General features: G+C 41.9%; 14 protein-coding genes. 4 read left to right on the top strand and 10 right to left on the bottom strand.

From position 1 onward, the window contains the following. Positions 1–46: 46 nt before the first annotated feature. The 3 genes from AC2CZC_RS08015 to AC2CZC_RS08005 form a co-directional block, all read right to left on the bottom strand. The gene (locus AC2CZC_RS08015; protein WP_484584427.1) at positions 47–1258 is read right to left on the bottom strand and encodes an aspartate aminotransferase family protein; all 1212 of its coding nucleotides are present in this window, start codon (positions 1256–1258) and stop codon (positions 47–49) included. Between the two features lie 323 nt (positions 1259–1581). Beyond that, a complete protein-coding gene (locus AC2CZC_RS08010) occupies positions 1582–2757 on the bottom strand; it encodes an HDOD domain-containing protein (protein ID WP_484584426.1) in 1176 nt (391 codons plus the stop codon). 45 nt (positions 2758–2802) lie between these two features. After that, on the bottom strand, positions 2803–3384 hold the full coding sequence (locus AC2CZC_RS08005; protein ID WP_484584425.1) for an anthranilate synthase component II: 582 nt from the start codon (positions 3382–3384) through the stop codon (positions 2803–2805). A gap of 269 nt (positions 3385–3653) precedes the next feature. Here AC2CZC_RS08005 and AC2CZC_RS08000 point away from each other — a divergent pair, with 269 nt between their 5' ends. Then, the gene (locus AC2CZC_RS08000; protein ID WP_484584424.1) at positions 3654–3809 is read left to right on the top strand and encodes a hypothetical protein; all 156 of its coding nucleotides are present in this window, start codon (positions 3654–3656) and stop codon (positions 3807–3809) included. A gap of 45 nt (positions 3810–3854) precedes the next feature. Here the strand turns inward: AC2CZC_RS08000 and AC2CZC_RS07995 are convergent, their stop codons facing one another. From AC2CZC_RS07995 to AC2CZC_RS07980, 4 genes are all read right to left on the bottom strand, one after another. Then, positions 3855–4370 (bottom strand): DUF2489 domain-containing protein, encoded by a 516-nt coding sequence (locus AC2CZC_RS07995; protein ID WP_484584423.1) that lies wholly within the window; start codon positions 4368–4370, stop codon positions 3855–3857. Next, the gene (gene yihI / locus AC2CZC_RS07990; RefSeq protein ID WP_484584422.1) at positions 4367–4945 is read right to left on the bottom strand and encodes a Der GTPase-activating protein YihI; all 579 of its coding nucleotides are present in this window, start codon (positions 4943–4945) and stop codon (positions 4367–4369) included. Before yihI ends, AC2CZC_RS07995 begins: the two co-directional genes overlap by 4 nt. A gap of 26 nt (positions 4946–4971) precedes the next feature. Beyond that, the gene (locus AC2CZC_RS07985) at positions 4972–5622 is read right to left on the bottom strand and encodes a class I SAM-dependent methyltransferase (protein WP_484584421.1); all 651 of its coding nucleotides are present in this window, start codon (positions 5620–5622) and stop codon (positions 4972–4974) included. Between the two features lie 636 nt (positions 5623–6258). After that, complete coding sequence (locus AC2CZC_RS07980; RefSeq protein ID WP_237135626.1) at positions 6259–6891, bottom strand: c-type cytochrome; 633 nt, start codon at positions 6889–6891, stop codon at positions 6259–6261. A 352-nt stretch (positions 6892–7243) separates the two neighbouring features. Between AC2CZC_RS07980 and yihA the strand changes: the two genes are divergently transcribed. Beyond that, a complete protein-coding gene (yihA, locus tag AC2CZC_RS07975; RefSeq protein ID WP_484584420.1) occupies positions 7244–7888 on the top strand; it encodes a ribosome biogenesis GTP-binding protein YihA/YsxC in 645 nt (214 codons plus the stop codon). Here yihA and AC2CZC_RS07970 read toward each other — a convergent pair. The 3 genes from AC2CZC_RS07970 to polA all read right to left on the bottom strand — a co-directional run bounded on the left by AC2CZC_RS07970 (position 7885) and on the right by polA (position 12190). Further along, positions 7885–8424 (bottom strand): DUF1285 domain-containing protein, encoded by a 540-nt coding sequence (locus tag AC2CZC_RS07970; protein ID WP_484584419.1) that lies wholly within the window; start codon positions 8422–8424, stop codon positions 7885–7887. The two genes, yihA and AC2CZC_RS07970, sit on opposite strands and share 4 nt — an antisense overlap. Continuing rightward, entirely contained in the window at positions 8414–8980 is a 567-nt protein-coding gene (locus AC2CZC_RS07965) for a YceI family protein (protein ID WP_484584418.1), read from the bottom strand. Before AC2CZC_RS07965 ends, AC2CZC_RS07970 begins: the two co-directional genes overlap by 11 nt. A 459-nt stretch (positions 8981–9439) precedes the next feature. Continuing rightward, on the bottom strand, positions 9440–12190 hold the full coding sequence (polA, locus tag AC2CZC_RS07960) for a DNA polymerase I (RefSeq protein ID WP_484584417.1): 2751 nt from the start codon (positions 12188–12190) through the stop codon (positions 9440–9442). A 421-nt stretch (positions 12191–12611) separates the two neighbouring features. Here polA and elbB point away from each other — a divergent pair, with 421 nt between their 5' ends. Together elbB and AC2CZC_RS07950 are read left to right on the top strand one after the other, a co-directional pair. After that, positions 12612–13265, top strand: a complete 654-nt coding sequence (gene elbB, locus AC2CZC_RS07955; protein WP_484584416.1) for an isoprenoid biosynthesis glyoxalase ElbB — start codon at positions 12612–12614, stop codon at positions 13263–13265. A 207-nt stretch (positions 13266–13472) separates the two neighbouring features. After that, positions 13473–13862 (top strand): c-type cytochrome, encoded by a 390-nt coding sequence (locus AC2CZC_RS07950; RefSeq protein WP_484584415.1) that lies wholly within the window; start codon positions 13473–13475, stop codon positions 13860–13862. The last annotated feature ends 130 nt before the right edge of the window (positions 13863–13992 follow it).

The raw sequence follows: 13992 nt of genomic DNA, 5'->3' as shown, positions 1-13992 counted from the left end.
GCTCTATCGAGCGTCACGTTGGTTATCGCTTGGTTTGTGCGACAACTTATGCGTTATTTTCTACAACGCGAGCAACTGCTTTTTCAAAGCGTGCCATACCTTCGCGGATGTCCGCATCAGTAATAACAAGCGATGGTGTAAAGCGCACTACGTTAGCACCAGCAACCAGTGACATAACGCCTTCTTTAACACCTTCAGTTAAGAACTCTTTTGCTTTACCAGCGTATTGCTCAGTGACAACACCACCGATCAATAAGCCTTTACCACGAATTTCAGAGAATACGTTGTACTTGTCATTGATTGCAGTTAGTAACTCACGGAAAAGCGCTTCTTTTTCTTTTACGCCATTTAATACTTCAGGTGTATTAACTGTATCGAATGCCGCTTCTGCAACAGCACAAGCCAGTGGGTTACCACCGTATGTTGAACCATGAGTACCAATTTTAAGGTGCTGTGCAATTTCAGTTGTCGTGATCATGCCACCGATAGGGAAACCGCCACCAAGCGCTTTTGCTGTCGTTAAGATGTCAGGTGTCACACCTAGACCTTGGTATGCATATAGCTCACCTGTACGACCAACACCCGTTTGCACTTCATCAAAAATAAGCAGTGCATTGTGCTTGTCACACAACTCACGAACGCCCTTAGCAAATTCATTCTCAGGTGAAACGATACCACCTTCACCTTGTAAAGGTTCCATCATTACAGCACAGGTCTTGTCAGAGATAAGCGCTTCGAATGCAGCTAGGTCATTATAGTCACAGTGAACAACATCGCCTGGCTTTGGACCAAAGCCATCAGAGTATGCAGCTTGACCACCTACAGTAACCGTAAAGAAAGTACGGCCATGGAAACCTTTGTTAAATGCAATAATTTGTGATTTTTCAGCGCCAAACTTATCTAGTGCCCAACGACGAGCAAGTTTAAGTGCCGCTTCATTCGCTTCTGCACCAGAGTTTGCAAAGTAAACTTTATCTGCAAATGTTGCATCAGTGAGTTTTTTAGCCAATCTAAGTGCTGGTTCATTGGTCATGACATTTGATAAGTGCCAGATTTTTTCGCCTTGCTCTTTTAATGCAGCAACAAGCGCAGGGTGACAATGACCCAAACAGTTTACAGCGATACCACCTGCGAAATCGATGTATTCACGACCTTCTTGGTCCCAAACGCGAGAACCTTCACCTTTTACAGGGATAACAGCAGAAGGTGAATAGTTAGGTACCATTACTTGATCGAATAATTCACGATTAATAGTCATTTTAAATCCTCATTTTAGCGAGTTCAGCACTGACACATGGGCGATCGGAATTACAAAGAATTACCTTCAGCAACACTGTAAAAGATCCGAAATTACCCAAATCGGCGCAAATTTCATACGCACATTATTCCAAAAAAATACCGGAATGTCTCATATAAAACACTCCTGTAACCCTTGATATTCAAGGCTTTAATATATTCTTTCAAGAACAGTGAATAACTATTAACGTCGTGATTGGATACGCCCCCATCATACAAGGATTTTAGTCGATCCTTGGCAATGGGGCGAATGAATGAATAAGCGTGAAAAAATTTCCAGTTTTTTTACAAAATTGTCAGTTGGAGGCTTTGTAATGATGTTTTGGCCAACAATTTTTCTTCTTGAGCGGTTAGACCCAGATAGGTAAACCAATCTTTAGCCTCATCCTGCTCAATTAAATGACTGTCTTTTAAAAGCTGATATTGTGCATAGCCATACGCTTTTTTCAGTACCTGTGTTAATGGTAGTAACTCGGCTGGGTTATTATTCACATTTGGCAGATAACTTTGCGCGAATTCCGACATAGCGGCATTAAATGGCAAGTACTTAAATGACATCTGCTCGATGAGGCGCTGGGAAACCACTGGTGCATGCTCAAGTAACAAGTTACGTAAAAATAGCGGATCTGGCCCTAACTCTAACAACGCAGTATGTAAGTCTTTTTGGCTTTTATCTCTGGCAATTTTAACTTTCCCTTGCCAAACACGCTCATAAGTTCGCAAATATAAACGTGTCAGGGCAATTTTACCCAAATCAAGTAACATACCCAGCGTAAAAGCATGTTGCTCTTTGACGTCATATAGAGGTGCCAATGCTTTTGCTGCTATGGCACTGGCCATACTCACATCTCTGAGCTTTCTTTTTAGGAGTGGAAACGGCTCCGTTGAATGTGGCATCCAATGACGTACGGCAAATGTTGGGATCACCATCTGTAAATTTTCCAGACCGAGATAACGCAGCGCCAATGCTGGCGTATCCACTTTTACAGACGTCCCTTTACTGTTTACTTTGCGGTACTGAGGTAAGTTCACCAGAGAAACCAAGTCCCGACCAAGCCATGATAAGTCATTAACTAATGGCTCCAAACGCCCTACTGAGGCAGATTTAACGGCTAAAATATCTAAAACGGTTGGCACGGCATCTTGTATGCCAACCACATCAGCATAAATCGAGTCTAGGTCACTTAATTGAGTTTCTATACCACTTTCAATCACTTGATGCAGGTGGTTACTCGCCTTAGCGATATATTTATGATGACTGGTGCTTTTTTCTTGACGTTTAGCAGCCGCTGCCAACTCAACTTCGAGCATAGTACGTTGGGGGATAGATTCCCCAAAGTTCATGTCAAATGTATGGATATAACCTATCTGCTGCTGTGCAAAGTTATGGCTAATTAGAACGTCATGTGCACGCTGAGCGATGGCTTGAGCAATGTGCGACTGCCTAATATTTTGTGTCATCAATTATAATCTTTTTCGGTATATTAAAAGAAAGCTCTTTAAAGGTTAGAAGCGAGCAATAAAGTTATCAAGTAGTCTTAAGCCATACTCGGTTAAGATTGCTTCAGGGTGAAATTGCACGCCTTCCAATGCGAGGTCAGTATGACACAAGCCCATTATTTCATCTAGTTCATTAGAGTCGCTTTGCGTCCAAGCAGTAATCTCTAAATTGTTTGGTAACGTCTCTGCATCCACGGCCAAAGAGTGATATCGACAGACATTAAACTGACGTGGTAGCCCCTTAAACATCCCGTGATCTGAGTGGTGGATCTGTGACACTTTACCGTGCATTACAGACTTTGCCTTGTGCACTCCAGCTCCCATTGCTTGTGCAATAGTTTGATGACCCAGACACACACCTAAAATCGGAAACTGTCCTTTTAACTGTTGTACAACTTGCAAAGATATCCCGGCTTCATTCGGGCTACAAGGGCCTGGGGAAATCACGATATGTGCCGGGTTTAGCTGCTTTATCTGGGCAATAGACACTTCGTCATTGCGCTTAACAAGCACATCTTGATCTAACTTTTGAAAATACTGGACTAGGTTAAACGTGAACGAATCATAGTTGTCTATCATTAATATCATTCCGTCTTTACCTCTAAACTTTTAAGACTCACCATTTTACTTACTACATCAAATTCAAAGTACTACTTCACTGCCACCATGGTAACAATGGCCCACGCTCTGCGATTGGCCGTGCATGATAACACAATTTGTAAAGTCACTGGCATAACCTCTCCAACGACAAAAAATCTGCTTAGAGAGCTTTGCACATACGCTGTTACATATAACACTAGACAACTGAAGGAAAAGGAAAATAGTATAGAGGAGCTTTAAAACAATAAGGAAGAAAAATGAAATTCACAATCAAAAAGAAACGCATCAAGAATTTATCTACTGAGCACGCTATCAATACACAAAAAACCAAACAAATTGCTGGCGGTGCAGTTTTCCAATCACCTGATACCGATTTCTCAGTCGGTCAGCAAAATACTTGCAAAACAGCATAAGCGCCAAACTCAGCTGGGCGCAGTTAGCCCAGCTGTTATGTGTAATTATTGAAACACTACGTTTTCGCTACCAGGTAAAGCTTTAAACTCTTCTAGTAGTTTGTCGCAATCTCTCAATATTTGTGCCTCAAGTCGCTCTTCAGCGCGCCAACGCTGAGTATCCATTTTGAAGATTTCCTTTTTTGAATACTTTTTGCGAGCATCGTGCGTCGGCATTTCTTTGACTTCATCATACATTTCAAAAACACCTGGATAGGTCTTTTCTAAAGCAACTTCTGAATCAAAACTGTACTGAGAGATCAACACCCAGACACGTAAACACCCTTCGGAGTACTCACACTGCTTTTGCTTCATCGCTTTTGCAATCAAATTTATGCTATCTGCCAATTTGCCATTGCGCTCTTGTCTGGATTTTTCCAGCTTCTTCGCCTGCTCTTCTTTCAATTTAGCAATCGTGTCCTTTTGAACTTTTAGCTGCCACAGTAATTTACCTGCATAAAAAGCCAGACCTGCGACAATTAAAGCACCAACGACTAATGCGACCACCCAAATCGTGCTCATCGCTCATCCTCGTCATCATCTAACCACTCATCCGCCAGATCATTACTGACAAAATCAGCTAATGGATCAGCTTCAATCATATCTTCTTCTTCAAACTCATCATCTATACCAAGAATTTCGCATAACTCTTGGTGACGAGCGATCGCGCGATTAAAGAACTTAGCATCTTTACCTGTCAATAGTTCTCCACGTTCATGGCGCTCTAAGAGCTTCATTAAGCGCTCATCATTTTCTAACTGCTGCAGCTCTTGCTCTAGCGTTAGCTCTGGCTCATTCGCCTTGCTGAGTGTCGCTTGTGGCGTCAGATGACGTTTCATCTGCGGCTCAGCCTTAGGTGTTTGCACTTCAGGCGTCAGTGCGATTTTCTTCTTACTGCCTGCACGCGGATCTGTTTGCGTTCCAGTTTGAGATTTCACCTCAATCTTGGCTTCTTGGGCATTTCGAGATCCCGCTTTATTCCCTTTATTCTTTTTTGTGCGTTGCTCTTTCATAGCACGCAATTCACGAAGCTTTTCCTTACTTAATCTCGGTGTGCCGTTTTCACCTAATTTGCGTGATTTCTTCTTTCTAGTCATGCTTCTCTACCATCTACTTTAACCGACTATTGTTTACTTAGAATGATCACGTCATTCCCAATAAACTCTAGCTTGGTGCCAAATTGCTTTGCTACATACTCAAACGTTTCGCGACTAAAAAATGAAATATGTGTTTGGTCATTTTTATAATGCCAAGATGCAAAACGTGTTGGATCTATGACAAGCTTGGTCATCATTGCAAGGGGAGCTTGAGGCTTCAGCATCGCCACTAGCTGTTCAAATACCGCTTTAGGCTGCGCTATATGCTCAATCACTTCTGTGCATGTGATGAAATCATATTGCGCATTTAAAACCGCTGGGGTATTTGCATAATATAAATCATATAAGGCGACTGAGTGCCCCGCTTCTTGAAACATCTTGGCCAATAAAGGCCCTGGACCACAACCAAAATCAAGCCCTTGTTGATGATTTTGCAAACGCGCGTTAATCGGTTCGAATACCCGCGAAAGAAAGCGACGATAACCCATATCATGTAGATCATTTTCATGACTATCATAAATGGCTTTTTCTTCTTGCGGAGATAACCTGTCGCATGGCGCGACACTGACTAACTTACAGTGCGGACACTGCCAATAATCACGAAATTTGTCCCGATGATAGTGTTCTAGCGACTCTGATTCACAGAGGCCACATTGAAGCGTTTGTGGATTTTGCAAAGATGATGAACCAAACCTGCTTAAAAGGAGTATTGTAACAGCAATTAAAAAGTGTACAAATAAAAAGACGGCAGAGATTACTCTCTACCGCCTGCTAATCTGAGCGTCTCAATCCGGACACTTCTCCCTTCGACTTTTAGTCTTTATTTTTCTTATTATTTATCATCCATTTTGTTTTTATTGTTACTTCCGTGGTGCTATCCATATTGTTTTTGTTATCAAACTTCCATTGCTTTTTTTATTTTCGGTCTTCCTGACGCTTTTGTATTCATCCTTGTTTAATTGTATTCAAATGAATACTTAATCTTGCCGTCTACGCTTCCGTTACGAATTGTCCCTGTTTTTATGTTGTCTTGACGACAGGGATTAATCTACGCTTATTTTAAACAGTTACAACTAATCAATAACAAAATTATTACCTAAGTAACAGAAGATAAATTAAAAACAAAATAAATACATAGACTTACAAAAAAACACATATTTAATTTGCGTTAAGTCCTACAAATTAGGAACGCTACTATCTCACAATAAAAGTAAGATATATCTTACAAGGTACAGATCAAAAAAAGGCAACGATCGCGTTGCCTTTTTCAATAATAAAAGTTTACGTTATATCACGTAAAACCAAATACGACTTTAGTGCAAACCGCCCAAATACTTTGACAAAATTTCAATATCTTTGTCTGTCAATTTTGCGGCGATATCTCTCATCATGCCATTTGCATCGTTGCCCCGAGTGCCATCACGGAACTTAATAAGCTGTGCCTTAATATATTCAGGGTGTTGAAACGAAATTTTCGGGAATTGCGCTAACGATGTTCCATTACCTCTTGGACCATGGCATGCCATACACGAAGGGATCCCTCGCTCAGCATCACCCGCTCGATATAGCTTTTGACCAGTCTGAACTACATCTTCAGGGGTTGTACCTGCACTCATCGGCATACTTGCAAAGTAGGCTGACAAATCCTTCATATCTTGATCAGACAGTGGCATGGCCATGCCACTCATCACCGGATCCATACGGCCTTTAGCACCACCTGATGTCATACCCAATTTAAACTCTTTGAGCTGTTTATACATGTAATCAGCATGCTGACCTGCAATTTTTGGATACATGGTTACAGGGGCGTTGCCATTTGGTCCATGACATGCTGCACACGTTGCCGCTTTAGCCTTACCAGCTTCGGCGTCCCCATCGAATGCTACTGCGCTGTTGAATGACAGCGTGCCAAGCAGCATAGTTAAAGATAATGCTATTTTTTTCATGGTAAATTCTCTGTTCCGACCCTGTAACTATCTGCTTAAATGAAATACGCTAAATTTCACCGACATAAACAGATACTAATCTGTGCACATTGACTTAAATTTATTAAGTGACGCTCAATGTTTGTTGCTTTACCTTGTAATATTTAGATACTACACGATAAAAAAAGCCCCGCCATGCTTAGTGGCTATTATAAAACTGCTAATTTATAGGTAATTGACATAGATTAAACTTAGTCCAGAAATTCTCTTGACGCTGCTAAAAATTGTCGACTTTCTCAGCTTTTGCATTGTGTGCCAGATGTAATAAAATAGGTATGAATTAAAGAATCAAGCAATCCGCCTAGGAGTTAGAGTGTTAAAATCTCGTATGCCATATAACCGCGCTACTTTCATCACCAGCGCACCTGATATTACCCGCCTACCTGCAGACAGTGGCATAGAGGTCGCATTTGCCGGGCGTTCTAACGCTGGCAAGTCTAGTGCTTTGAATACATTGACAGATCAAAAATTGGCACGCACCAGTAAAACCCCTGGCCGTACTCAGTTGATCAATACCTTTGCTCTGGATGAAGACAAGCGCCTAATTGACTTACCTGGTTACGGTTTTGCTAAAGTCCCCATTGAGATGAAGAAAAAATGGCAGAAATCTCTGGGCGAATATTTGCAAAAAAGACAGAGCCTAAAAGGTATTGTGGTTTTAATGGATATCCGCCACCCTATGAAAGATTTAGATATGGATCTCATCAATTGGGCTGTAGGAAGTAATATTCCGGTACTTGCACTGCTGACAAAAGCGGACAAATTAAAGCAAGGCAAACGCAAAGCCGAAGTTTTACAAGTACGAAAAGCCCTTTCTGAACTAGACGGCGATATCACTGTGCATGCCTTTTCATCGCTAAAAGGACTTGGACTAAAAGAGCTTGCATGGCAGCTCGATGATTGGTTCCTAGGACCTTATATAAAAGAAGAAGCGGACGATAACGCGCCAAACGACTAGGTTAGCTCATACGCCTGTCCTGCGGAGTCCAATGTCATCGACTGTCGTTGCTCATTGTACTTCGCAATCTCTGCCCATTGATAATAGACATTGCGCTCAATTCGCGCGCACAACCCATAATTTAGCTGTAAATGCGGGACTTGCAGGCCTTTATAATCTGCCATGTACAAGGGAAATGCCTTACAAATAGGCCACAGCCTACCCAAATTATCTTCGCAGATAATCGTTGGCTCAAGGTCATATTGCTGAGCAACCTCAGACACATGCCAAGCGACAATAATAAATGGGCTTTCCTCTACAGTGACTGTACATGTTTCAGACGGCGTTTTCAGAGTATATTCACCCTGCTCACAACTGAGCACACTGGCAAATAAGCGCACCAATGCAAGGCGTTTGATCTCATCCCCTTGATGAAACCAACGTCCTGCGCCATCAATTAAAAATGTGCCTACACCGCACTCACCAGCTTGCCAATGCTCAGTCGGTGAATGTGCAGACACATAGTGCGCTATTAACTGTTCCAGTTTATCTATCATGAAAAACCAAATTAAATGTCACAGGGACAGTTTGTGCGATGCTAGTTAAACCTGCCAATTTGCGTAAAGCCTCAACCCCATCTGCCAGGTCAAAATCACGGCTGTTAATCAGTACTGCACGCAGTGGTGATACTTGCAATGTTTTAGTCTGTTTGTTCACCATAAGATCCAGCTTTAACACCAAGCTTTTACCATGCAAATTAAGCGTAACTGGCACTGCTTTGAGCACTTGAGGACCCGTATTGAGCTGGGATAACCATGGCTTGATGTCAGCCTTAATGGTCGCTGTTTGATATTGAGAAACATCAAAAAGCACTTTTTTCATGCGCTCATTTCTGATTGGGATCAAAGACTCAATACTGCTTAAATCAATTTCTATACTCAACTGGCCTGACTCAGTGATCTCGCCAGATAATGATGTGAAATGATGATTTTCAGCGACGCTATTTAATTTTATAGAGGTGAAGCTCAGATCACTCAGCTCATTATTTAGCTGCCAAGCGGACACCGCTTGAGACATTAAGCATAAGCTACCAACAAGAAAAGGCTTAAGCATGACATATTCCTATTTGTAAAGTTTTTCACATCTTAACAAATAAATATGGAGAGAGTTAGATTTACACCCGTTGTTCAATATTTGATATGGCGAACTTTTAAAAGGCTGTCAGATATTATTACGAAGAGAAAAACCGGCTCGTATAAACCTTTTACGAGCCGTTATAGCAATCTGGGGAGAAGCTATCAATACACAGTATCCTCTTTCGAGAGATACATCATCAACAGGATGTCCTACAGGATGAGGACGCCGCGAACTTTAGCAAATAGCCATCTAGAAATAAACAGCACAAAGCAAATAACGAGCCAATTTGATAAATATTAAACAAAGAGGTGATATTTTTTACGTTAGCTTTACACCAAGCCAGCTAATTCGGGACACAGAGCGTGTTTGATGCAAGGAAAATAAAAAAGCATGGCTAGGCCATGCTTTTATGTATAAACGCCAAAAAGCAGTTAATTAATGAGCTTGTTCCCAGTTTTCACCGTGATCGGCTTCCACCACAAGCGGCACATCTAATTGCGCAGCTTCGCTCATTAAACTACAAATTTTCTCGCTAAATTCATCAACCTTATCGGCATTGATCTCAAAAACCAATTCATCGTGTACTTGCATTAATAGCTTAATTTCATCTTGGCTATGTGTTTGCAACCACTGATGTACTTTGATCATGGCTTTTTTAATGATATCAGCAGCGGTTCCCTGCATTGGAGCATTGATTGCCGCACGTTCAGCCGCTTTACGACGCGCACCATTACGCGCCTTAATATCAGGTAAATAAAGACGACGACCAAACAACGTCTCAACATACCCTTGCTCAGCCGCCTTTTCACGCGTGCTCTCCATATACTCTAAAACACCCGGGAAACGCTCAAAGTATTTATCCATGTAATGCTGAGCTTCATTACGTGGAATATCTAGCTGGCGCGCAAGGCCAAATGCACTCATACCATAGATCAAGCCAAAGTTTACCGCTTTGGCTTTGCGACGCATATCCGAAGTCACTTCTTCAAGTGGCACTGAAAATACTTCTGAAGCCGTTGCACTATGTACATCTTTGCCTTGCGCAAATGCGCTTAACAAACCTTTATCCTGAGATAAATGCGCCATAATTCTCAGCTCAATTTGGCTGTAGTCGGCTGCTAAAATCACATGCCCTTGATCTGCAACAAATGCTTGGCGGATCCGGCGCCCTGCTTCATTACGAATTGGAATGTTTTGCAAGTTCGGATCGCTGGAGCTTAAACGACCTGTTGCAGTCACAGCTTGATGATATGAAGTGTGTACACGTTGCGTATCCGCGTTAACCAGCTTTGGTAATTTGTCTGTATAGGTCGACTTCAACTTTGCCAAGCCGCGATGTTCGATGATGAGCTTTGGCAAAGGATAATCATGTGCTAATTCCTGTAGCACTTCCTCAGCGGTAGAAGGTGCACCTTTTGGTGTTTTCTTCAAAATTGGCAGACCAAGCTTTTCAAACAAAATCGCTTGTAACTGCTTTGTGGAGCTTAAGTTAAACTCTTCTTCAGCCAAGGTATATGCTTCTTGTTCTAGCTCTACTAAGCGCTTTTCAATTTCTAAGCTTTGTTCACCTAGCATGGTGCTGTTAATTTGAACGCCCGTTCGCTCCATATCAGAAAGAACATTAATTAATGGCAATTCAATATCCTTAAACACACCCACTAGACTCGACTCTTTTTCTAGTAACGGCCATAAATGCTGATGCAAACGAAGCGTAATATCGGCATCTTCAGCTGCATAAGGTGCCGCTTTATCAAGCTCTATTTGGTTGAATGTAAGCTGCTTTTTACCCTTGCCGGCAATATCTTCAAAACTGATATTTTTGTGGCCTAAATACTTCAGTGCCAATGAGTCCATATCATGTCTGGTACCCACACTGTTAAAGACATAAGACTCAAGCATAGTATCAAATGCGATGCCATTTAATATAATACCCGCACGGGCCAGTACGCTTTTATCATACTTTAAATTTTGCCCTACTTTTTTAATGCTTTCATCTTCTAAGATCGGCTGTAAATGTTCAAACACCAAGCCTTTATCTAACTGTTCAGGCGCCCCCATATAGTCGTGCGTTAAAGGTAAATACGCCGCTTCACCAGCTTCAACCGCGAAGCTCATACCCACCAAGTCAGCCTGCATGTAATCTAGACTGGTCGTTTCAGTGTCAAAGGCAAAAACATCGGCGCTCTTGAGCTTTTCCACCCAAACGTTTAACTGTTCAACCGTTAAAATTGTTTCATAGTTGCCTTTGATCTCGGGCTGTTGCGCTTCGACAGCAGCTGGCGCTTTGCTATCCGCTGCTGACTTACCATCGAGCAGTTCACTCAACCAACGCTTGAACTCACATTGACCATATAACTCAACCAATCGATCTTTGTCCATCGGTTGGATCTTGAATGTATCGAGATCTTCTTCAACATCACAATCAAGTTTGATGGTCGCCAGCTCATATGAAAGCTCAAGCTGAGCTTTATGCTCTTCTAGCTTTTTCGCCATGCTTTTTGAACCACGAAAACCAAGTGGTGCTATTTCATCTAGGTTATCGTAAAGCGTGGTAATTGAGCCTAGGCCCTGTAACATTGCCAACGCCGTTTTTTCACCAACGCCCGGCACGCCTGGAATGTTATCGACCTTGTCACCCATCAAGGCAAGGAAGTCAATGATCAACTCAGGACCGATACCAAACTTATCCACCACGCCTGCCGGATCTAAAACCGTATCCGTCATCGTATTGATTAACGTCACATGCTCATTAACTAACTGAGCCATGTCTTTATCGCCAGTACTGATCAAAACATGGCGCTTTTGTTCAGAAGCAATACGAGAGAAAGTACCAATTACGTCATCCGCTTCGACCCCAGCAATACTCACCAGTGGCAGGCCCATTGCTTTTATGATCTCATGAATTGGCTCAATCTGCGTGCGCAAGTCATCGGGCATCGGCGGGCGATTAGCCTTGTACTCAGAATACATGTCATTTCTGAACGTTGGCCCTTTAGCATCAAATATCACCACCATGTGGCTAGGATCAAATTGCTTAAGCAAGCTCTTAAGCATATTGATTACCCCATAGATTGCGCCAGTGGCTTCCCCCTGAGAATTTGTTAAATGCGGTGGCGCATGATAAGCGCGGAATAAATAGGAAGAACCATCCACCAAAATTAAAGGGTTTTCTGGGATCTGAGGCATAATATTTTTGGATCCTAATAAATGAAATTGAATAACTTGCTAAGGATGCCACAAGGCATAGCATAAAACGAGAGGAGTGCAATGAAACTTAACAAGGAAAAACTGTGGATAACTTTGTAGATAAACATAAGAAAAGCACCAGCGATAAAATAAAGCTAGTGTTCTAATACATACAACACACTGATAAATATAGTAAAATACACAAACTAAATTTCATATAATAAAATATGAATTTGTGGAAATGTATTAACTCATGTATTTTTCACCATAGAGAACTGGTGATAAAACGACCCGTTAATTCGAGCGGACGCGTATACTAACATAAATGATCAAAGATCAAAGCAGATCCTTTATATTTTTTTTCACAGTTGGTCGTCTTACATTGAATATAGCAGGCACAATAAGCCTTAGGAGATAAGAAATGAAACAAGTAGCAATCATTTTTAGTGGTTGTGGAGTATTTGATGGTGCAGAGATCCATGAATCTGTATTGACCATGCTTCATCTAGCACAGCAAGGCATTGCATACCGCTGCTTTGCCCCGAATATTGAACAACATCATGTTATTAACCATATAACGGGTGAAGAGCAAGCGGAATCTCGCAATGTATTAACTGAAGCTGCACGTATTGCACGCGGAGAAATTCAAGATTTAGCAGAGCTTAACGTGGATGATTTTGCTGCCTTAGTGATCCCAGGTGGATTTGGCGTTGCTAAAAACTTATCTGATTTTGCGTTCAAAGGCGCACAATCACAAGTGCTAGAGTCACTTAAATCAATATGTCAGCAATTCAACAGCAAAGAGAAGCCGATCACGTATCTATGTATCGCACCAGCTCTGATCGGTCATATTCATCAACCTGGTACAAAAGCAACCATTGGCACAGATGCTGACACTGCTGCGGCTGTGAATGCACTCGGCGCAGAACACGTAGAATGTGCGGTTACAGACATTGTTGTCGACGAGCAGCAAAAAGTAATTAGTACGCCTGCGTATATGCTGGCAAGTAACATCGTTGAAGCATCAGCTGGCATAGAAAAAGCAATAAAACGCCTCGCACAACTGATCGATTAAACACACAATTACTTGCTCACAAAAAATTTGCTTGGTTTTAAGCATAAACGACCAAATCTTTGCCCTAACGCAATAAAAGATGTTTTTTATACGCTTAAGATCAAGTTTAAATTTTAACTAATTTGGTGGTGACGTTATACTCAATTAGGAACCGTCATCCGTCGTGCTTCGTGATCGAAGACATTAAATTTGAAGTGAGCAAGGTAAATGAAGAAACTGTCAGCAGCACTCTTAATGCTATCCACGGCCGCCGTCGCCCAGCCGTATGATAATTCTCTAACCGAAGAAGCCATCAAAAAGCGATTAGCGCCGATAGGTTCAGTCTATTTAGCGGGTGCACAAGACACTGCAGCCGCAGCACCATCGGGCCCACGCTCTGGTGAGCAAATCTACCAAGCCTCTTGTTTTGCCTGCCATGGTACAGGTGCACTGGGTGCGCCAAAAACAGCGGATGATTGGGCTGCGCGTTTAAATAAAGGTCCTGACGTACTGCTTGACCACGCCATCAATGGATTCAATGCAATGCCACCAAAAGGCACTTGTATGGATTGTAGCGACGAAGAAATCCAAGCCGCTATCGACTTCATGCTAAAATAAAACCGTTTAAAAAATAGAGACAAATCCTCGCATATTTGTCTCTATTAGGGCAAAATGTTTGTCTAGTAACTGAATTAACATTTTGCACTTGACCCCTCAAGTCAAAAGTGAAAATATAAAGTTTAATAAA

Source organism: Pseudoalteromonas sp. MMG033 (assembly GCF_057197785.1).
This window is presented reverse-complemented; position numbering and strand designations above follow the sequence as displayed.